Origin of the sequence: Kangsaoukella pontilimi (assembly GCF_009830125.1) — a bacterium.
GTDB classification, from domain to species: domain Bacteria; phylum Pseudomonadota; class Alphaproteobacteria; order Rhodobacterales; family Rhodobacteraceae; genus Kangsaoukella; species Kangsaoukella pontilimi.
Window position 1 is genome coordinate 99,059 of the sequence record NZ_WUPT01000001.1, and the last position, 20,131, is coordinate 119,189.

Genomic DNA, 20,131 nt, shown 5'->3' on the forward strand with positions numbered 1-20,131 from the left:
AGCCCCCATGTCATCCGATCTGGTCATCGTTTACCACCGCCAGCCCTATGAGGAGGTTGAGCTCGACGGAAAAATCGAGTTCCGCGAGAACAAGAGCCCGAACGGTATCGTCCCAACCCTGAAGTCATTCTTCGGCAAGGTCGATCACGGCGCCTGGGTGGCTTGGAAGCAGGCCGAGGACACCGCCAATCCGGGCTTCGACCGCGTCGTCGAAATCGAGGATGATTACGGCAAGTATTCGGTGTCGCGCCTGCCCCTGACCGAAAATCAGGTCAAGCAGTTCTACCACGTCACATCGAAAGAAGCATTCTGGCCGATCCTGCACGGCTTCAAGGAGCGCTATAATTACGACCCCGTCGACTGGCCGAATTTCCGGCAAGTGAACTGGTCCTTCGCCGAGGCCGCCGCATCCGAAGCCGCCGAGGGAGCCCTCGTCTGGGTCCACGACTACAATCTCTGGCTGGTGCCGGGCTATCTGCGGCAGATGCGGCCGGATGTGAAGATCGCCTTCTTTCACCACACGCCTTTCCCGCCGCCGGATATCTTCAACGTGCTGCCGTGGCGGAAGGAAATCACGGAAAGCCTTCTCGCATGCGACGCGGTCGGGTTCCATATCCCGCGCTACGCGGCGAATTTCGTACAGGTTGCGCGGTCCCTGACGGATGTCGACGTGACGGAACGGGTGCGCGTCTCGGAAGATCTGATTTCGGAAGGCACTGCCCTGACCGAACGCACAGTGCCGACGCGTCTGTCGTGGAAAGGCCGGGATGTGATCGTGAACACCGCATCGGTCGGTGTCGACACCGCTTATATCGCGGAACGCGCAGCAACTGACGAGACGGCAAATCAGGTCGCCCGCATCCGTAAGGAAATGGGCGATGCGCAGCTCATCCTGTCGGTCGGCCGAACGGATTACACCAAGGGCGGCGTCGAACAGATGCAGAGCTTTGAGCGTGTACTCGAAGCCAATCCCGAACTGCACGGCAAGGTGCGGCTCATGCATGTATCGGTCAGTGCCAACCGGAACATGACCGTCTATGCCGAGGTGCAGGCCGCCATCGAAGAGACGGCAGGCCGGATCAACGGCCGTTTCGGGCGACTCGACTGGCAACCGATCAGCCTGATCAGCAGACCGATCCCATTCGCGGAGCTGGTGGCCTATTACCGGGCCGCCGACGTCGCATGGATCACACCGCTTGCGGACGGGATGAACCTTGTGTGCAAGGAATACGTCTCGGCAAGAACGGACGGCGCTGGCGTTCTGGTTCTGTCGGAATTCGCCGGCGCGGCGGTCGAACTGGGGTCGGCTGTGATCGCCAACCCGTTTTCGAACCGTTCGATGGACGAGGCGATCCTTCGCGGCCTGCGCATGGGCGAGGACGAGCAGCGTGCGCGGATGGCCGAGCTCAAGAAGGCGGTCGAGAAATACGACGTCGGGGCCTGGGGCCGATCCATCGACGAAGTTCTGGGCAAGGTCGGCGGCAGCCCGTCGCCGAAGCCCGAAGCCGCCTGACGACTGGGCGCTTCAGTAGATTTGCGCTTGCTTGCGCAATCGCGGGAAAGAGGGGGCGCTGCCCCCTCTTGGCCTCTGGCCAATTCACCCCCGGGATATATCAGAACAGGCGAAGACAATTTGACTTAAATTTTCGCTTCTTCTGTTGAAAAATACTCCGGGGAGGTCCGGAGGGGCAGCGCCCCTCTGGCCCCTTCAGTTCTTGTCGCGTTCCGCGATCTCGTCTTCCGTCGTTCTGACGCGTGGCCGGTCACCCATTCGGAAGGGTGACGCCTCTTGGTGATACTGTGCTGTGATACGGCAATCGTCGCACATCTGGATCAGTCGCGTGTTGTCGGAATTCGTGTACATCCAGTGCTGGCCACTCAGCTTTTCAACGATCCTCTCTATCGTCGATCGGACGCCGAAAGCCTTACCGCATTCGATACACTCGAAAGGCTCTTCCTCGTTCAGGACGCGGAATTCCAGAGCCGCTTTCGAGGTATCGAGTTGCGGCACGAGGCTGATTGCATTCTCCGGGCATGTGGAGGCGCAGATACCGCATTGCAGACACGCGGCCTCCTGGAAACGCAATTGCGGTCGATCCGCGCTGTCGCCGAGCGCGCCGACGGGGCAGAGCGAAACGCAGGCGAGGCAGAGCGTACAGGCGTCGGTGTCCACGGCAATCGCGCCGTATGGGGCGCCATCGGGCAGCGGAATCGGCGTTTCGCTCTTGGTCATCGCTGCTGCAGCGATACGGGTCACCTCGCGCCGTCCGCCGAGCGGCAGGATAGGCTCGGCGTCCAGCGGGGCCGCGGGCCCCTCGTCATAAAGTGCGGCTTCGAGCGCGTCGGGCTCGGCCGGTTCAACCAGTGAAATCTGCGTGTCGTTTTCCAGAATTGCGTTGGCCAGCGCGATTTCCCGGTTGGGCACCGACAGGTCGCTCCGGGGCCCGGCCAGAACCGTCGCGGTTGCAAAGCCCACGCCGAGCGCCGCCAGCAGTTCGGCATGACCGACGCCCTCGATGTTCGGGACCTCGACCGGGATCACGTCAGCAGGCAGACCGCGGCCGAAGCGTGCGGAAAGGCGGATCAGTTCGGCACCATGCTCGGCGTCGTGGAATAGCACCCTAGGCGCGCCGGAACCACCCGCCTTGCGATACGCCGACGCCAGTGTCCGAAGCCGTGCGAAGAGGTGGCTGACCGGCGGATCGTCATAGCTTGCGGCGCCGGACGGGCAGACCGCCGCGCAGGCACCGCAGCCGGCGCAAATGTCGGGGTCGATGCTGACGTGGTCGCCTGCCGGCACGATTGCGCCGGTCGGGCAGACCGTCAGACAACGGTCGCAGCCCTGTTGCGAGGCTCGTGAATGCGCGCAGATCGACGCGTCGTAGCGGATGTAGATCGGTTTCTCGAACGTGCCCTGCAGGTCGCGCGCCTCGGCGATCGCCGTCTGCACGCGGCGCGGGTCGCCTGGATCGGCGCGAACATAGCCGTCGCGCTTGTGATCGGCGGGAAAGAGCGGGCCTTGGCCCCGGAGATCGAGAATGATGTCGCAGCCCGACCGGGCGCCGTCCGCGGCATCGCCGAAGCGCGCGGCACCCCGTCCGCCGGGGAGCATCTGGCGATAGCCGTCCACGACGACCTCGAACCGGCCGAGAGAGCCGCTCGCAGATTTCAGCCGTCCGAGCGCCACGTCGAAGAGGTCGGTGGGCACCATGTCGTCTGGCGCGCTGTCCAGAAGCGCTGTTACGGCCAGCGTGTCGGACAGCACTTCGGCCGCGTCGAGCACGACGTCGGGCGCGCCGAGGATCAGGCAGGTGCCCGAGGAGTCGATGTCGCGCAGCGGCGTGGCCGGGCGGGGCAGGGCGGCCTCTGCCAGAAGCGCGGCCTGCTTGGCGAAGGCGCGGCCATCCGCCGTCCAGCCGGCCCGGTCGCGGATATCGGCCGTGGCGAGGCGGTCGCCCGCACCCAGCTCATCGGCCAACTCCTCGAAAAAGCCTGCCATCTGGCCGCAGGCGATCAGGGTCGTTCCGTCTTCGGCCAGCGCCTTGGCCGCGACGTCCGTATCGCCAGTGCAGGCCCGCGTTGCGCGGAGGACGCTGGCCCCGGCCAGCGCCGCCGACGCGCTTTCGGGATCGGTCTCCATCGTGCTTTCGCAGGAACACAGAATAACCCGTTCGATCTTCGCCATGACCTCGGACTCCTCCCTCCGAATCCCGACCTTGCGGCGGCATACTGGTCAGTTGTTTTGACAATGGCAAACAAGCTGCGTTTAGTCATGTCATGAGCAAAACGACCGACATCGCTTCCAAGGAGATCGTGATCCCGCTCGGCGTCGTTCTGCGCCGCAGCCCGGGTGTCACGCGCTGGGCCAAATGGGCGTGGAAAGCGGTTGCGCTGATTCCCGGCGCCACCGAGGCGGGCTGGCGCGTTCTTCGCGAGGAAAACGGCCATACCGAATACCTCGCCGCTGTCGCGCGGCTGGAGCTTCACGCGACCGAGGTGGGCTCATACCGCACGTCACTGATGATGACGCCTCCGTCGATCTTCGTCGTTCTCGACAAGGGCGCGCATGTGGAAAACGAGCATGGAGTCGACGTCCATGTCGTGACGGCATCGGCGGACATCGCGGGCGATTACACCGATAGCGCCGAGGTGCTGGTCGAGCCGGTGGCGATGCCCGATGCGCTTGTCGCTATGATCCGAGATTTCTGCGAGGCGCATTACAGGGAAACCGAATTCAAGAAACGCCGGCGCGACAGGGCTCGGGTGGACCTGACGCAGGACGGCAAGGGCGATCCGCGAATCCGCCAGGAGTCGGACGTCTATCGCGCTCCGGCCGGCCTGAAGCCCGGAGCGTCGAAATGAGCGGCGACGACGACAGCCTTCTATCCCGTTGGAGCAAAAGGAAAAGGGCCGTTGCCGAAGAGGCGCGGGTCGAAGAAAAGCCTATGCCTGAGGCGGTCGGAAGTGACGATGCTGCCGTCGGGGCCATGCCGGAACCGTTTGAGGATGAGCCAGAGGACGTGGTCCTTGCGCGGCTTGGCTTGCCCGATCCCGACACGCTCGGGGCGGGGGACGATTTCTCGGGCTTCATGCGGGCGGGCGTACCCGATCTGATTCGCAAACGTGCGCTTCGACGTCTCTGGCGCAGCAATCCCGTTCTGGCGAATGTCGACGGGCTGAATGACTACGATGAGGATTTCAACTCGCCTGAAGAGACATTGAAGATCCTCAAGACCGCCTATCAGGTCGGGCGCGGATTCCTGAGGCCGGAGCCCGAATCGACGGACTCTGAAACAGATTCGGCGAGCGTCGTTGACGAGACGACAGATGATGCCGTGGCCGCCGGGGCCGAGACCCATGAAGACGCGCCTCATGCCGCGCCCGAAGGCACAGGCCATCCGGCACCGACGGAAGCGCCTGCGGAGGCTCGTGAACCCGCGCCGGCCCGCCCCCAACGGATGCGCTTTCGAACCTGAGAGCGGGGCGCACGTTCCACAGGCGCCGGATTGGAAAATTTATTTGCCCAGACAAAAAACTTGCCGTAGCGTGAATGTGTGCAACGGAATACTGGGAACCGCGAGTGAGCCAAAAGAGCCAAACGGCCGGGCTTGATGTGCAGATTGCCGAGGAAGATCTTCTTCGCGCAGACCTCTATGCCATGCTCGCACGTCTTCTGGCAGGACCGCCCGACACCGCGACGCTTGAAAGCGCCTCGAAACTGGGTGGAGACGGCTCTGACCTCGGGCAGGGCGTGGCCGCCCTGGCAAAGGTGGCGGCCTCTGCGGCGCCTTCGGGCGTCGAACGCGAATACAACACGCTTTTCATCGGTCTCGGACGCGGCGAGCTTCTGCCCTATGCCAGCTATTACCTGACCGGTTTCCTGAACGAGAAGCCGCTGGCGCGGCTGCGCGGGCACATGGCCCAGCTCGGGATCGAGCGGAACCCCGACGTGAAAGAGCCGGAGGATCACATCGCCACGCTCTGCGAGATGATGGCGGGTCTGATCCGTGGCGCCTATGGCGACCCGCTGTCGCTCGACGATCAGCACGCCTTCTTCAACACACATCTCGCCACATGGGCGGGACATTTCTTTACCGACCTCGAAGCCGCCGAGAACTCGGTCTTCTATGCGCCTGTCGGCAAGATCGGCCGCGCCTTCATGGAGATCGAGATCGAAGCCTTCAGGATGGACACCTGACGCCGGACGCGGCGTCGCCAAGACGATAGAAAGGGAGGATCACCTTGGAAGACGAAAAGAAGCAGAAGAGCAGCCGAAGGGACTTCCTGAAACTTGCGGGCACGGCTGCGCCGGTTGCCGCCGTGGCGATGGCCACGGGCGCGACTGAAGCCGCCGCCGAAGAGGCGCCGACAAGCCTCGGTATGAAAAAGACGGGTCACGTCAAGCAGTACCTCGATACAGCGCGATTCTGAGACAGCGGAGATTTCGCAAGGGGGCGTGACGACGTCCGCCCTCGGACGAAAAGTCCCGGCGAGGCAACGGGCCGGGCAATAGGGAGACAGGAATATGCTCAGGAAAAAGACAGGCGGGGCGTCGGCGATACGGTCCCGGTCGATCCTTTCCCAGGTTGGTGAGAAGAAGGTGGACCGCCGCGGATTCCTCCGCGGCTCGGGTCTGGCCGTAGGTGGCCTCGCAGCGCTGGCGACCGTTGGCGGGCGCGTCGCCCCGGCGGCAGCTCAGGCAGCGGCACAGGGCCGGGTCGAGATCGTCAAGTCGGTCTGCACCCACTGCTCGGTCGGCTGTACCGTTCTGGCCGAGGTCGAAAACGGCGTCTGGACCGGTCAGGAACCGGCTTGGGACAGCCCCTTCAACCTGGGCGCCCACTGCGCCAAGGGCGCGGCTGTCCGCGAGCACGCCCATGGCGAGCGTCGCCTGAAGTATCCGATGAAGCTGGAAGGCGGCGAGTGGAAGCGCGTCTCCTGGGAGCAGGCCATCGACGAGATCGGCGACCAGATGCTGTCGATCCGCGAGGAAAGCGGCCCCGACTCGGTCTACTGGCTCGGCTCGGCCAAGCACAACAACGAGCAGGCCTACCTGTATCGCAAGTTTGCCGCCTACTGGGGCACGAACAACATCGACCATCAGGCGCGTATCTGTCACTCGACGACGGTTGCCGGTGTGGCGAACACATGGGGCTACGGCGCCATGACCAACAGCTACAACGACATCCACAACAGCCGCGCGATCTTCATCATCGGCGGCAACCCTGCCGAAGCGCATCCCGTGTCTCTCCTGCACGTTCTGCGCGCGAAAGAGCAGAACAACGCGCCCCTGATCGTCTGCGACCCGCGCTTCACGCGGACCGCGGCCCATGCCGACGAGTATGTCCGCTTCCGGCCGGGCTCGGACGTTGCGCTGATCTGGGGCATTCTCTGGCACATCTTCGAGAACGGGTGGGAGGACAAGGAATTCATCCGCACCCGCGTCTGGGGCATGGACCAGATCAAGGAAGAGGTCGCCCGCTGGACGCCAGAGGAAACCGAGCGTGTGACCGGGGTGCCGGGCAGCCAGCTCGAGCGCGTCGCGCGCACGATGGCGAACAACCGACCCGGCACCGTGATCTGGTGCATGGGCGGCACCCAGCACACCAACGGCAACAACAACACCCGCGCCTATTGCGTGCTGCAGCTTGCGCTCGGCAACATGGGCACCTCGGGTGGTGGCACGAACATCTTCCGCGGCCATGACAACGTGCAGGGTGCGACGGACCTTGGCGTCCTCGCCGACACCCTGCCGGGCTACTACGGTCTTGCGCCGGGCTCGTGGGCCCACTGGGCGCGCGTCTGGGAAGAGGATCTCGACTGGCTCAAGGGCCGCTTCGACGTGATGGAAGGTGCCGGCACCGATGGTGCAGACCGCCTGATGATGAACGAGCGCGGCATCCCGGTCAGCCGCTGGATCGACGGTGTTCTGGAAGACCGCGAGGCCCTTCAGCAGCCCGACAACACGCGGGCGATGGTGCTCTGGGGCCATGCGCCCAACTCACAGACCCGTCTGCCGGAAATGAAGACGGCGATGGAAAAACTCGACCTTCTGGTCGTGGTGGACCCGTATCCGACCGTCTCGGCGATTTTGCATGACCGGACCGACGGCGCCTACCTGCTGCCGGCGTGCACGCAGTTCGAGACCTATGGCTCGGTCACCGCGTCCAACCGCTCGCTCCAGTGGCGCGAGACGGTCGTGGAGCCCCTGTTCGAGAGCCGTCCGGACCACAACATCATGGCGATGTTCGCCCGGAAGTTCGGCTTTGATGACAAGTTCTTCCGCAATATCGAGGTGGTCGAGACCGACCGTGGCCCCGAGCCGAAGATCGAGGACATCACCCGCGAGTTCAACCGCGGCATGTGGACGATTGGCTATACCGGCCAGTCGCCCGAGCGGATGCGCCTGCACATGGCCAACCAGCACACCTTCGACCGGACGACGCTCCGGGCGAATGGCGGTCCTGCCGATGGCGACTACTACGGGATGCCGTGGCCCTGCTGGGGCACGCCTGAGATGAACCATCCGGGCACGGCGAACCTCTACGACATGTCGCTGCCGGTCTCGAAGGGTGGTCTGACGTTCCGGGCGCGCTTCGGCGTCGAGCGGGACGGCGACAACCTTCTCGCCGAAGGCGTCTACAGCCAGGGTTCGGAAATCCAGGACGGCTATCCCGAGTTCACCATGCAGATGCTGCAGGACCTGGGCTGGGATGCCGATCTGACTGCTGAAGAGCGGGCCTCGATCGAGCGCGTCGCCGGTTATGTCCGCGAGGGCACGGCAGAGGTCGGTGAACAGTCCCAGCAGGGGCCATACCCGTCGGATTGGCAGCCGAAGATCGGCGGCGTCAACTGGAAGACCGACCTTTCCGGAGGCATCCAGCGGGTGGCGATTGCCCACGAATGCGCGCCCTTCGGCAACGCCAAGGCCCGCGCCGTGGTCTGGACCTTCCCCGACCCGGTGCCGACGCACCGCGAGCCGCTCTACTCGAACCGGCGCGATCTGGTGGCGGATTACCCGACCTACGACGACAAGACCTTCTGGCGCGTGCCCACCATGTACGCATCGATCCAGCAGAACGACTTCAGCCAGGACTACCCGATCATCCTGACCTCGGGCCGTCTGGTCGAATACGAGGGCGGCGGGGACGAGACCCGGTCGAACCCGTGGCTGGCCGAGCTTCAGCAGGACATGTTCGTCGAGATCAACCCGCGCACCGCGAACAACATCGGTATTCGGGATGGGGCTCAGGTCTGGGTCGAAGGCCCCGAAGGCGGCAAGGTCAAGGTTATGGCCATGCTGACCGAGCGGGTCGCCGAAGGCGTCGCCTTCATGCCCTTCCACTTCGGCGGGCATTTCCAGGGCGAGGACTGGAGACACAAATATCCGGCAGGGGCGGACCCATACGTCCTTGGCGAAAGCTGCAACACCGCACAGACCTATGGCTACGACTCCGTGACGCAGATGCAGGAGACCAAGGCCACGCTCTGCAAGATCACTGCGGCCTGAGGGGAGGATTGAAGAATGGCTAGAGCAAAGTTCCTCGTCGACGCCGAACGGTGCATCGAATGCAACGCCTGCGTCACCGCGTGCAAGAACGAGCACGAGGTGCCATGGGGCATCAACCGTCGCCGCGTCGTCACCATCAATGACGGCTCGCCGGGCGAGCGCTCGATCTCAGTCGCGTGCATGCACTGCTCGGACGCGCCCTGCATGGCGGTCTGCCCGGTCGACTGTTTCTACCAGACCGCCGACGGGGTGGTCCTTCACTCGAAGGACCTCTGCATCGGCTGCGGCTACTGCTTCTATGCGTGCCCCTTCGGTGCGCCGCAGTTCCCGCAGGCCGGCAATTTCGGCAGCCGTGGCAAGATGGACAAGTGCACCTTCTGCAACGGCGGCCCGGAAGAGGACATGACGCAGGTCGAGTTCAACAAGTACGGCCGCAACCGGATCGCGGAAGGCAAGCTGCCGATCTGCGCCGAAATGTGCGCCACCAAGGCGCTTCTGGCGGGCGATGGCGACGACGTGTCGGATATCTACCGCGAGCGCGTGGTGGCCCGCGGCTTCGGCTCGGGCGCATGGGGCTGGGGCACCGCCTACGGCCAGAAGGGCGGCTGATCCCGCACCTTTGCTGTGGCGCCGTGCGTGCGTTGTGACATTGGGCGCTCCGGCTCAGGCCGGGGCGCTCTTGATTAAGTAGCATCTGAACACTCGTCAAAGCCCCGGATGGACCAGAAGGCGGAACCTGACAATGCGCTGACATTCGGCGACCCCGCCTTGCTGACGCGGGTCGCATGGACGTCGCGGTGGTGCCGCCGGACGCAAAGCGTTGAGTACGCCAAACGCGCGCTTGCGATCCTGAAGGGCGAGAAATCCCAACGAGCTATTACGCAACGCGGTCTCGCGCTGATGTGTCTTTCCTGGCAGGCGAAATGGCGCGGCGATTTCGACCTGTCCATGCAAGAGGCGCTGAGAGTCGAGGGCGCCCTGCCCGAAGACGCTTTTCCTGTCGAACGCGCGCATATCTATTCTGTTCTCGGCGTCATTCACTATTCGCGCCACCGGCTCGATCTTGCGGACTGCTCGGTTCAGCGCGGCCTGATGCTGGTCGCGCACATGGACAGCGAGCCGGCGCATGTGGACCTGCTGACGACACTGGCGACGATTCAGCGGCACGGTGGCAATCGCCAAAGCGCGGGAGAGATCCTTGGCAAGGCGCGCAGCCTTGCGGAAGGTGCCGAACTGGCGCGGGTGGAGCACAATGTCGCCCGATGGATGCAGGCCGACGACGCGCCCGCGCATGCGCTTGAACATGCCGAGCGGGCGCTTGAGCTGGCTGACACGTTCAACAACCGCGTGATCCTGCCTTACGCCCATGAGGTGGCGGGGGCTTGCCTGATCGACCTCGGTGAACTGGACCGGGCAGAAGCGCATTTCACTGATGGTCTTACCATCGCAACCGAGGACGAGGATACGCGCGCCCAGTGCCAGATCGTCGGGTGGCACGCACAGCTGGAAAAGGAGCGCGGCAATCTCGGCCAGGCGCGCGACCTTTATCGCTTTGGGTCTGAAATCGCCCGGAAAATGGACTATACTCTTTGGGAGAAAATCTTCGCTCGCGGGCTGGCGGATGTTTACGAAGGGCTTGGCGACTTCAAGGCATCTGTCGAGGCGCATAAGATGGCCTGGAAGCTGGAAGCGGCGAAAAGACAATAAGGCGGTGCTCCGGCACCCGGATGGGAGGATAATTGTGGTACACCTGATGCGACTTCTGGGCGTTGTCGCCCTGGCGCTTGCCTTTACTTCACCCATGGCCCTCGCGCAGTCGGCGGCCGAAACCGAAGCCGAGGCCGCGCCGAGCCGGGCCGAGACCGGCGGCGCCACCACCCTTGAGGATATCTTGCGCCGCCAGCGGGGCGAAGAAGTCGATATGGACTTCCGCCGCGAAAATACGGGCAGCCGGGACGGTGCCGCGTCGATCGCGGACCCGCTCGGCACCCTTGGTGGGGCCTCGGACCCCGAGCTATGGCGTGCGCTCCGCTTCGGAACCGCCGATGTGACCAGTCAGGTGCGTGCGCCCGGTGCCACGTTGCTGGTACAGGACAGTGGCATGAGCTGGCTCGAATTCCGCGAGGGCCCGCTCAGAACCTATGGCGGTTATTTCCTTCTTGGGGTGATCGGTCTTCTGGCTCTGTTCTTCCTGATCCGCGGGCGCATCCGCATCGGCGCCGGCCGCTCTGCCGCGACCATTCTGCGTTTCAAGGCTATCGAGCGCTTCGGGCACTGGCTTCTGGCCGGGTCGTTCATTCTGCTCGGTCTGACGGGGCTCTTCACGCTCTATGCAAGGCTCGCCATCGGACGCCCCGAGACGGGGCTCTCCGACGAGGCCTCGATCATGGCGCGTCAGGACGGGGCGTGGCTCGAGACCGCGCTTCTCGGCGCGAAATGGATCCACAACAACGTCTCCTGGGCCTTCATGCTGGCGCTGGTCCTCGTTTTCGTGATGTGGGTCATCCACAACCTGCCCGACAAGACGGACATCAAGTGGCTTCTGCAGGGCGGCGGCATCTTCACCAAGGCGCATCCGCCCGCGAAGAAGTTCAACGCGGGTCAGAAGCTGATCTTCTGGTCGGTCATCGTCCTTGGCGCCTCGATCTCTGCGTCGGGCCTGTCGCTCCTCTTCCCGTTTGAACTGCCGATGTTCGCAAAGACTTTCGCGCTTCTGAACGGCACTGGCCTGCCCGAAGCGGTGGGTTTGGGCGCTTTGCCCGAGACGCTGACACCTCATGCCGAGATGCAGTTGTCGCAGGCATGGCACGCCATCGTCAGCTTCGTCCTCATGGGGATTATCATCGCCCATATCTATATCGGCTCGGTCGGCATGGAGGGCGCCTATGACGCCATGGGCTCGGGCGAAGTCGATCTGAACTGGGCCAAGGAGCACCATTCGCTCTGGGTGGAAGAGGTGCAGTCCAAGAACCCCCAGAAGATCGACGCGCCCGGCGGGGCCACCCCGGCCGAGTGACGTGATCCGCGCGCTTGTCTGCCTGACGCTGATGGCGGCGCCGGCCGCCGCAGCGGATTTCCGGCTACTCGTCGGGCATGGCGGGCCGGTCATGGATGCCGCCGTCTCGCACGATGGCCGTCACGCGCTGACGGCCAGCTTCGACAACTCGGTCGGCTACTGGACCCTTGGCGGGGAAGAGGTGACCTGGCTCGAAGGCCATGAGGCGGCGGTCAAGACGGCGATCTTCCTGCCCGGTGGCCGCGCAGCCTCGGGTGGCGACGACTTTGCCATCGAGGTCTGGGACCTTCAGGCCGGTCAGAGACGCGAGCGTCTGGAGGGCCACAAGGGACAGGTCGCGTCATTGGCCGTGTCCCCCGACGGAGCGCTTCTGGCCTCGGCCTCGTGGGACGGCTCTGTGGGGCTCTGGCCGCTTGACGGGCAGGGGGCGCCGCAGTTCATGACGGGGCACGAAGCGTCGGTCACCGATGTCGCTTTCTCACCCGACGGGACGCTTGTCTATTCCACCTCCGCCGACGGCACGATCCGAGCTTGGGACGTGGCGACCGCGAGTGAGAAACGCCTGCTTCTTAGCCACGGCTTCGGGGTCAACACGATCCTCGTTGGCGACGGCTGGTTCGCCTATGGCGCGGTTGATGGCGGCACGCGGGTGATCGACAGCACGACCGATACGCTTCTGGCTGACCTCACGCTCGAGCGGCGCCCGATCCTGTCGATGGCGCTCAGGCCGGATGGCGGCGAGATCGCCGTGGGCGACGGCGAGGGTTATGTGATGACCGTCTCGACCGAGGACTGGCGGATCAACGGCGACTTCCGCGCCGCAGCCAAGGGGCCGGTCTGGGCACTGGCCTATACCGGCGATGGCGAGGGGCTTCTGGGCGGAGGGATCGACGACACAGCCTATGTCTGGCCTGCCCATAACACGCTGGATGCACCGATCATGGCGACGGTCGAGCGCGGTTTTCTGAAGGATCCCGACAAGATGTCGAACGGCGAACGGCAGTTCCGCCGGAAATGCTCGATCTGCCACAGCCTGACCGAGGATGGCGCGCGCCGGGCCGGGCCGACCCTCGCCGGCGTCTTCGGGCGAAAGGCCGGCACGGTGCCGGGGTATCTCTATTCCGAGACGCTGACCGGGCTCGATATCGAATGGAACGACGAGACCATCGACCTGCTCTTTGATCTGGGTCCGGATCACTATATCCCCGGCTCGAAAATGCCGATGCAGGTCATTCAGAATCCAGACGACAGGGACGACCTGATCGCATATTTGAAGAACAATACCTGAAGGGAGACGATGCAATGAAAGCCATGCTGACCGCCTTCGCCGCCATGGCGCTTATCGCGGTGGGTGCCTGGTTCGTGCTGGGCGAATATGCCGGTTTCGGTTCGGGTGACCGGCAGGCCGGCACCGCCGTTCGGATCGACTGACCGCACGATCCGATGACGGATTACTTCGGGCTTCTGCAGCTCTTCATCATTTCACTTGCGCTCTGGGGGCTGACCGACGTCTGGCGCTCGGGGCGGAGCATGGGCGTGCGGCTGATCTGGTCGGCCGTTCTGATCCTGCCCATCTTCGGTTTCATCGCCTGGTTCCTGATAGGTCCCCGCGCCACAGCCTGAACCCCTTTCAATCCTGTGCACCCGGCCGCTCTCCGCAGGAGAGCGCCCAAAAATCCGGCATTCGCGCGGATTTTGATCCTTTGTTCGTAGTCTCCCTTGACTTTTTGAGAATGGTTCTCATTTACTATGACATTGAGAATTATTCTCAGACTATGGTCTCACGGGAGGATGAACGACATGGCGTGGCGCACGGATCGCAGAGGGGTATTGCTGGGCCTTGGGGCTTCGGCGCTTGTCCTTGGCGGCATGTCCGCGCCCGCGCGTGCCTCCGGTGTTCTGGACGTCGTGGCGACTACGGGCATGATCGCGGATGTGGCCCGCCGGATCGGCGGCGATGCCGTGACCGTCAAGGCGCTGATGGGGCCGGGGGTCGACCCCCATGCCTATCGCCAGACGCGAAGCGACATCGTCGCGCTGGCACGCGCTGATCTTGTGCTCTGGAACGGCCTCTATCTGGAAGCCCAGATGGAAGACTTCATGGCCGATCTAGCCGGACGCACCCGCGTCGTGCCGGTGGCCGAGGCCATGCCGTCGGACCTCCGCATTGCGCATGACGACTATGCCGACCGCAAGGACCCCCATATCTGGATGGACCCGGCGCTTTGGCGTTACGCGATCGAGGCCACGCGGGATGCGATGGTGGCGGCTGCGCCCGAACATGCCGAGGCCTTCAAGGCGAACACCGCCGAATATCTGACTGAGGTCTCCACGCTTGCCGACTATGCCACCGGCGTGCTGTCGAGCGTGCCGGAGAGTGCCCGCGTCCTGATCACGGCCCATGACGCGTTCAACTACTTCGGCCGCGCCTACGGCTATGAAGTTGTCGGCATTCAGGGCATCTCGACCGAAAGCGAAGCCGGCCTGGCCCGCATGGGCGAGCTTGTAGACATGCTGGTCGAGCGCCGGATCGGCGCGGTCTTCGTGGAAAGTTCGGTTTCGGACCGCTCGGTCAAGGCGCTGATCGAAGGCGCTGCGGCGCGGGGCCATGAGGTGCGGATCGGGGGCGAGCTCTTCTCCGATGCCATGGGCGCGCCCGGCACCTACGAGGGCACCTACATCGGCATGATCGACCATAACGCCACGCTGATCGCCAGCGCTCTCGGCGGCGACGCGCCGCTTCGCGGGCTGAACGGCCGCCTGAGCGCGGGAAGCTGAGCCATGACACTTGCCCCGAGCACTCCGCATTTGACGCTGGCGCAGGACACCGCGACCGAGGCCGCGCGCGCCGCCAGTCCCTTTGCCATTCGCGGGATGACCGTGTCTTACGGTCAGAAACCCGCGGTCTTCTCGATCGACGCGACCATCCGCGCTGGAAAGATGACGGCGATCGTCGGGCCGAACGGGGCGGGCAAATCTACGCTCCTGAAGGCGGCCCTTGGCATCGTCACCCCGCTTTCGGGGCAGGTCACGATGTATGGCCAGCCTCTGAAGGCCATGCTTCCCCGGATTGCCTATGTGCCGCAGCGTGCCAGCGTCGACTGGGATTTCCCTGTTCGCGTGATCGACGTGGTGACAATGGGCCTTTACCGCCATCTCGGTCTGATCGGACGTCTCACGGGCGCACATCGCGCCCGGGCGCTTGCCTGCCTCGACCGCGTCGGCATGGCCGATTTCGCCGAGCGCCAGATCGGCCAGCTCTCGGGCGGCCAGCAACAGCGCGTCTTCCTCGCCCGCGCCCTCGCGCAGGGTGCTGACCTTTACCTGCTGGACGAGCCTTTCGCCGGTGTTGATGCGGCGACGGAAAAGGCGATCATCGGTGTTCTCAAGTCCCTTCGGGACGAGGGCAAGACGGTTGTTGCCGTGCATCACGACCTGTCCACGGTGCCGGACTATTTCGACGACGTGCTGCTTTTGAATGTCCGCAAGGTCGCGGAGGGTCCCGTTGCGGATGTCTTCACCGAGACCGCCCTCGCAGAGGCCTATGGCGGGCGGCTTCAGGCGGCGCGGCCCGATGCGGTACCGGTGACCGGCTAGGCTTCCCCGTGTTTCTCGACGCGCTGACCTTTCAACTTGGCTACAACGCCTCGCTCGTCGGGCTGGGCGCGGCGCTTCTCGGTGTCGCAGCCGGCGCGACGGGCACGTTCCTGTTCCTTCGAAAGCGCGCGCTCGTCTCGGACGCGATCAGCCATGCGACCCTTCCCGGTGTCGCGCTCGCCTTCATCGCGATGAGCCTTGCGGGCTTCGACGGGCGTAACCTGGGCATCCTTCTGGCAGGTTCGGCCGTTTCGGCGGCAGCGGGCCTGATCGCGGTTCAGTGGCTGTCGTCGCAAACGAGGCTGAGCGAGGATGCCGCAATCGGCGCCGTTCTTTCTGTCTTCTTCGGCTTCGGTATCGTACTTCTGACGGTGATCCAGAACATGGCGACGTCAGGGCAGGCCGGGCTGGAAGGTCTGTTGCTCGGCTCGACGGCGGGGATGCTCTTCTCGGATGCGGTCCTGATCGCGGCGGGGGGCGCCGCGGCGCTGGCGCTTGTTCTTGTGTTCCGCCGCCCGATGACCATCGCGTCCTTCGATCCGGGTTATGCCCGTTCGGCGGGGATCGACGTGGGCCGCACCGACCTGATCATGATGGGCCTCGTCATGGGCGTCACGGTGATCGGGTTGAAGGTCGTGGGCCTGATCCTGATCGTCGCGCTTCTGATCATCCCGCCTGTAGCTGCCCGTTTCTGGACCGAAAGGGCTGACCGCGTTGCACTGATAGCAGGCGGCATCGGCGGCGTCTCGGGATGGGTGGGCGCGGCGATTTCGGCCTCGACCCCGAACCTGCCCACAGGGCCGATCATCGTGCTGACTGCCTTCGGACTTTTCTGCGCCTCGCTCCTTTTCGCCCCTGCGCGGGGACTGGTCGCTGCCGGGTTCCGCCACCGGCGCTTCCAGCGCGGAGTGCATATCCGGCAAGGTCTTCTGTCATTGGCGCAGGGGCATCCGATCTACGAGCCGCTGACGATCCGCCTTTTGACCGCCGAACGTCTTGCCCGCGCCGACGGTGTCGCGACCGATGACGGGCGCGCGCGTGCTGCCCGTGCGCTCAGGGACGAGACCCGTTGGCAGGTCGCCCGCCGCACGCCCGAGTTCGAGCTTGCCGCCGCCCGCTATGACGGGCTGACCCAGATCGAGGACGTGCTGACCCCAGACCAGATCGCCCAGATCGACGCCCAGATCGGCCCGCCCAAAGGTGTACCGGCATGAGCGGCGCGGATTTCGTTCCCTTCAGCCTCGTGCCGCTTCTGATCGGTTGTCTCGCAGCCGTCGCTTGCGCGCTGCCGGGCAATTTTCTGATCCTGAGGCGTCAGGCGCTGATTGGCGACGCGATCAGCCATGTCGTTCTGCCTGGGATTGTCATGGCCTTTCTGGTTACCGGCACCATCGCGGCGATCCCCATGCTTATCGGCGCCGCCGCCGCCGCTCTGATCGCGGTGGCCGCCATCGAAGGCATCCGCCGCTTCGGACGGATCGAGCCGGGCGCTGCCATGGGCGTGGTGTTCACGTCCATGTTCGCGGCCGGGGTGCTGATCCTTGAACTGAGCGACACCTCGGGCGTGCACCTCGACGTCGAGCACGCGCTTTACGGCAATCTGGAAAGCCTGATCTGGCTCGACGCGACCGGCTGGGCGTCTCTGACCGACCCCGTGGCGCTGGCCGGCCTGCCGCCGGAACTGGGCCGGATCGCGGTAGTCGCGCTTCTGATCGTGGCGCTGCTCGCGTTGTTCTGGCGTCCGCTCGCCATCTCGACCTTTGACGAGGGCTTCGCGGCCACGCTCGGCCTGCCCGTCGGCGCGATCGGTCTTGGCCTTGTGATCGTTTCGGCCATCGCAGCCGTGGCGGCTTTCGACGCGGTGGGGTCGATCATCGTCATCGCGATGTTCATCTGCCCGCCGGCCGCCGCGCGGCTTGTGACTGACCGGCTGGTGCACCAGGTCCTGTGGTCCGTGGCTTTCGCGCTGATCTCCGCCGTGCTCGGCTATGTGCTTGCCGGGTATGGACCGCTCTGGCTGGGCTTCGGCAACTCGGTCAGCGCGGCCGGCATGATCGCCACCGTATCAGGCGTGATCCTGGCCCTGACCGCTATCGCAGGGCCAAAGCGGCGGCGCATCTGATCACCCAGCCTCGCGCGGCAGCGGCGTTTCGGCGGTGCCGGAGGGCTGCTCTTTGGCGAGGTCGGGATCGTCGATCTCTTCTTCCGGCTGAATAGGCGAGCCGTCGTCCAGATGCGAGACGAGCGCGGTTTCCAACTCGGCGTTCAGTTCCTTGGCGCGGGCGACATAGGCCGGGTTGCGGCTGACCGGAATGGACGGATCCCAGAGGCTCGCCAGTTCGCGCAGCCCCTCACGATCCTTGCGGAAAAAGAAATGCTCGATCTTCGCGGCTTCGATATCGGTGAGGCCCATATTCTCGAGGACGTATCGCCCCGCACGGAGCGACGAGTCGAAAAGTTCGCGTACGATGTCGTCGGCGCCCGCCTGATAGAGCTGGTAGACATGCACCCGGTCATGGGCGCGGGCGACGATATGGATATCAGGCCGCCGCGAGCGGGCGTATTTTATCAGCCTGAGCGCCGCCTCCTTGTCGTCCAGCGCCACGACGAGCACGCGCGCCTCGTCCAGACCGGCGGTGTGGAGCAGTTCGGGGCGCGTCGGGTCGCCGAAATAGCTTTTGATGCCGAAGCGCCGCATGGTCTCGATCGCTTCCATGTTGTGGTCGAGCACCACGGCCTTGAAGCCCGCCAGCATCAGAAGCCTGTTCACCACCTGACCGAAGCGTCCGATCCCTGCGATGATGATCGGCTGCTGTTCCTCGATGACGTCGGCCTCCGGTGTCTCGCCCGGACCGGACATGCGATGCTGAAGCCGCTCGTAGGCGATGAAGAAGAGGGGCGTAAGCAGCATCGACAGAGCGACGATCAGCAAAAGCCGCTGGCCCAGGTCGGGGGGCAGAACGCTTTGCTGCAACGCGAAGCTGATCAGAACGAAGCCGAATTCACCGGCCTGCGCGAGGCCGAGCGTGAAGAGCCACTTGTCCCGCCCCCTGATGCGGAAGATCAGTGCCAGAAGATACAGCACCAGCCCTTTGACGAGCATCAGCAAAAGGGTCAGGCCGATCAGGTCGAGCGGATCGCGGAAGAGCGCGCCGAAATTGATGCCGGCGCCCACGGTGATGAAGAAAAGACCCAGAAGCAGGCCCTTGAACGGCTCGATATCGCTTTCAAGCTCGTGCCTGAATTCCGAGTTCGCCAGGACCACGCCAGCAAGAAACGTCCCGAGCGCCGGCGACAGACCCACCATGGTCATCAGAAGCGCGATGCCGATCACGATCAGAAGCGCAAAGGCGGTGTAGAGTTCGCGGAGGCGCGCGAAATGAACGAAGCGAAAAAGGGGACGGGTGCCGTACATGCCGAAAAGGATGATGACGATCACCGCGCCGAGCGTGACGAGTGTGACGCCCCAGCCGGGCAGCCCGTCGACAAGCGACATCGCGACATCGCCGTGCCCGTCGCCATGCGCCGCGGTGCCGCCGTGACCTGCATCCGAAGGCCGCATGATCGAGCCGTCCGAGTTGAAATGTGACACGGTCGGAAGGGTCAGAAGCGGCAGAAGGGCCAGCATCGGGATGACGGCAATGTCCTGACTGAGGAGGACCGAGAAGGATGAGCGCCCGCCTCCGGTCTGCATCAGGCGCTTTTCGTTCAGCGTCTGAAGCACGATGGCCGTCGACGAGAGCGCGAAGATCATGCCGACCGCCAGCGATGTCTGCCAGGCATAGCCAAAGAGCCAGATGCAGAGCCCCATGATCAGAAGCATGGTCACGCTGACCTGAAGCCCGCCGAGGCCTATGAGTTTGGCGCGCATGTCCCATAGCTGTCGCGGGCTCAGTTCGAGACCGATGAGGAACAGCATCATCACGACGCCGAATTCCGCAAAATGCTGCAGATCCTCGGTTTCCACCGCAAGCCCCAGCACCGGGCCGATCACGATACCCGCGATCAGATAGCCCAGCACCGAGCCCAGCCCGAGCCGTACCGCAATCGGCACCGCGATGACTGCCGCGACCAGAAAGATGACCGCCTCGAACAAGAAACCCGTCATAGCCTGCCCTGCTTCAGCTTGGCCTCGGCGCGCCGGGGATGCCGTGGCGTAGCTTCCGCTGTCTCTGATGGGTGCAGAGGAGCGTCATAAGCCTGCGATATCCGGGACCGGGCTCTGCCGTGAGCGTTTTCGAAATACACGATGACAAGGATATGCTTGCTGCGGGTGCATTGTCCACGAGGCTTTCGCGGATGGAGCGGGAGAGGGGGCTTCGCCCCGGCTCGTGACCGAGCCTCCCCGGAGTATTTCCGAACAGAAGAAGACCATTGCCGCATGATGCACCCGCTTGCCCTTTTCAGGCGTCGGCTGTATCCGATCAGCCATGACACTCGTTTTCGACATGGATGACCGCGCGCGCCTGCCCTGGCGGTTCTTTGGCGCCACCATGACGGTGCTGGCC

At 64.4% G+C, this 20,131-nt stretch carries 18 protein-coding genes; 16 read left to right on the forward strand and 2 right to left on the reverse strand.

Annotation, left to right across the window (positions count from 1 at the left end):
- Positions 1–7 precede the first annotated feature (7 nt).
- The gene (gene ggpS / locus GQ651_RS00590) at positions 8–1,513 is read left to right on the forward strand and encodes a glucosylglycerol-phosphate synthase (protein ID WP_160762278.1); all 1,506 of its coding nucleotides are present in this window, start codon (positions 8–10) and stop codon (positions 1,511–1,513) included.
- A 195-nt stretch (positions 1,514–1,708) separates the two neighbouring features.
- Here ggpS and GQ651_RS00595 read toward each other — a convergent pair whose 3' ends face one another.
- Entirely contained in the window at positions 1,709–3,685 is a 1,977-nt protein-coding gene (locus tag GQ651_RS00595) for a 4Fe-4S binding protein (RefSeq protein WP_160762279.1), read from the reverse strand.
- 92 nt (positions 3,686–3,777) lie between these two features.
- Between GQ651_RS00595 and GQ651_RS00600 the strand changes: the two genes are divergently transcribed.
- The 15 genes from GQ651_RS00600 (at position 3,778) to GQ651_RS00665 (ending at position 17,745) form a co-directional block, all read left to right on the forward strand.
- Positions 3,778–4,362 (forward strand): DUF3305 domain-containing protein, encoded by a 585-nt coding sequence (locus tag GQ651_RS00600; protein ID WP_160762280.1) that lies wholly within the window; start codon positions 3,778–3,780, stop codon positions 4,360–4,362.
- On the forward strand, positions 4,359–4,976 hold the full coding sequence (locus GQ651_RS00605) for a DUF3306 domain-containing protein (RefSeq protein ID WP_160762281.1): 618 nt from the start codon (positions 4,359–4,361) through the stop codon (positions 4,974–4,976). The genes GQ651_RS00600 and GQ651_RS00605 overlap by 4 nt, the downstream gene beginning before the upstream one ends.
- Positions 4,977–5,080: 104 nt before the next feature.
- Positions 5,081–5,698: a TorD/DmsD family molecular chaperone gene (locus tag GQ651_RS00610; protein WP_319637268.1), complete on the forward strand. Its 618-nt coding sequence runs from the start codon at positions 5,081–5,083 to the stop codon at positions 5,696–5,698.
- A gap of 44 nt (positions 5,699–5,742) precedes the next feature.
- Positions 5,743–5,931, forward strand: coding sequence for a twin-arginine translocation pathway signal protein (locus tag GQ651_RS00615; protein ID WP_160762283.1), 189 nt, complete (start codon positions 5,743–5,745; stop codon positions 5,929–5,931).
- A gap of 94 nt (positions 5,932–6,025) precedes the next feature.
- Positions 6,026–9,010, forward strand: coding sequence for a formate dehydrogenase subunit alpha (locus GQ651_RS00620; protein WP_160762284.1), 2,985 nt, complete (start codon positions 6,026–6,028; stop codon positions 9,008–9,010).
- Between the two features lie 15 nt (positions 9,011–9,025).
- Complete coding sequence (gene fdh3B, locus GQ651_RS00625; RefSeq protein ID WP_160762285.1) at positions 9,026–9,619, forward strand: formate dehydrogenase FDH3 subunit beta; 594 nt, start codon at positions 9,026–9,028, stop codon at positions 9,617–9,619.
- Positions 9,620–9,727: 108 nt separating this feature from the next.
- On the forward strand, positions 9,728–10,717 hold the full coding sequence (locus GQ651_RS00630; protein ID WP_160762286.1) for a tetratricopeptide repeat protein: 990 nt from the start codon (positions 9,728–9,730) through the stop codon (positions 10,715–10,717).
- Positions 10,718–10,760: 43 nt separating this feature from the next.
- Positions 10,761–12,026 (forward strand): formate dehydrogenase subunit gamma, encoded by a 1,266-nt coding sequence (locus tag GQ651_RS00635; RefSeq protein WP_406565451.1) that lies wholly within the window; start codon positions 10,761–10,763, stop codon positions 12,024–12,026.
- A gap of 1 nt (position 12,027) precedes the next feature.
- Entirely contained in the window at positions 12,028–13,314 is a 1,287-nt protein-coding gene (locus GQ651_RS00640) for a c-type cytochrome (RefSeq protein ID WP_319637269.1), read from the forward strand.
- Positions 13,315–13,328: 14 nt separating this feature from the next.
- On the forward strand, positions 13,329–13,457 hold the full coding sequence (locus tag GQ651_RS18860) for a hypothetical protein (protein ID WP_264464676.1): 129 nt from the start codon (positions 13,329–13,331) through the stop codon (positions 13,455–13,457).
- Between the two features lie 12 nt (positions 13,458–13,469).
- On the forward strand, positions 13,470–13,649 hold the full coding sequence (locus GQ651_RS00645; RefSeq protein ID WP_160762288.1) for a PLDc N-terminal domain-containing protein: 180 nt from the start codon (positions 13,470–13,472) through the stop codon (positions 13,647–13,649).
- 168 nt (positions 13,650–13,817) lie between these two features.
- Positions 13,818–14,804 carry a metal ABC transporter solute-binding protein, Zn/Mn family gene (locus GQ651_RS00650; protein WP_227257916.1) on the forward strand — a complete coding sequence of 329 codons (987 nt, stop codon included), beginning with the start codon at positions 13,818–13,820 and terminating at the stop codon, positions 14,802–14,804.
- Between the two features lie 3 nt (positions 14,805–14,807).
- The gene (locus GQ651_RS00655; RefSeq protein ID WP_160762289.1) at positions 14,808–15,623 is read left to right on the forward strand and encodes a metal ABC transporter ATP-binding protein; all 816 of its coding nucleotides are present in this window, start codon (positions 14,808–14,810) and stop codon (positions 15,621–15,623) included.
- Between the two features lie 8 nt (positions 15,624–15,631).
- On the forward strand, positions 15,632–16,837 hold the full coding sequence (locus GQ651_RS00660; protein WP_160762290.1) for a metal ABC transporter permease: 1,206 nt from the start codon (positions 15,632–15,634) through the stop codon (positions 16,835–16,837).
- Positions 16,834–17,745 carry a metal ABC transporter permease gene (locus tag GQ651_RS00665; RefSeq protein ID WP_160762291.1) on the forward strand — a complete coding sequence of 304 codons (912 nt, stop codon included), beginning with the start codon at positions 16,834–16,836 and terminating at the stop codon, positions 17,743–17,745. Before GQ651_RS00660 ends, GQ651_RS00665 begins: the two co-directional genes overlap by 4 nt.
- On the opposite strand, the gene GQ651_RS00670 is transcribed toward GQ651_RS00665, so the two are convergent.
- Entirely contained in the window at positions 17,746–19,731 is a 1,986-nt protein-coding gene (locus GQ651_RS00670) for a cation:proton antiporter domain-containing protein (protein ID WP_160762292.1), read from the reverse strand.
- Positions 19,732–20,131 lie beyond the last annotated feature (400 nt).

Excerpts from the sequence above, each read along its gene's own strand:
- ggpS (WP_160762278.1), top strand. The coding sequence starts at position 8 with ATGTCATCCGATCTGGTCATCGTTTACCACCGCCAGCCCTATGAGGAG.
- GQ651_RS00595 (WP_160762279.1), bottom strand. The coding sequence starts at position 3,685 with ATGGCGAAGATCGAACGGGTTATTCTGTGTTCCTGCGAAAGCACGATG.
- GQ651_RS00600 (WP_160762280.1), top strand. The coding sequence starts at position 3,778 with ATGAGCAAAACGACCGACATCGCTTCCAAGGAGATCGTGATCCCGCTC.
- GQ651_RS00605 (WP_160762281.1), top strand. The coding sequence starts at position 4,359 with ATGAGCGGCGACGACGACAGCCTTCTATCCCGTTGGAGCAAAAGGAAA.
- GQ651_RS00620 (WP_160762284.1), top strand. The coding sequence starts at position 6,026 with ATGCTCAGGAAAAAGACAGGCGGGGCGTCGGCGATACGGTCCCGGTCG.
- fdh3B (WP_160762285.1), top strand. The coding sequence starts at position 9,026 with ATGGCTAGAGCAAAGTTCCTCGTCGACGCCGAACGGTGCATCGAATGC.
- GQ651_RS00630 (WP_160762286.1), top strand. The coding sequence starts at position 9,728 with ATGGACCAGAAGGCGGAACCTGACAATGCGCTGACATTCGGCGACCCC.
- GQ651_RS18860 (WP_264464676.1), top strand. The coding sequence starts at position 13,329 with ATGAAAGCCATGCTGACCGCCTTCGCCGCCATGGCGCTTATCGCGGTG.
- GQ651_RS00645 (WP_160762288.1), top strand. The coding sequence starts at position 13,470 with ATGACGGATTACTTCGGGCTTCTGCAGCTCTTCATCATTTCACTTGCG.
- GQ651_RS00650 (WP_227257916.1), top strand. The coding sequence starts at position 13,818 with ATGAACGACATGGCGTGGCGCACGGATCGCAGAGGGGTATTGCTGGGC.
- GQ651_RS00655 (WP_160762289.1), top strand. The coding sequence starts at position 14,808 with ATGACACTTGCCCCGAGCACTCCGCATTTGACGCTGGCGCAGGACACC.
- GQ651_RS00665 (WP_160762291.1), top strand. The coding sequence starts at position 16,834 with ATGAGCGGCGCGGATTTCGTTCCCTTCAGCCTCGTGCCGCTTCTGATC.
- GQ651_RS00670 (WP_160762292.1), bottom strand. The coding sequence starts at position 19,731 with ATGACGGGTTTCTTGTTCGAGGCGGTCATCTTTCTGGTCGCGGCAGTC.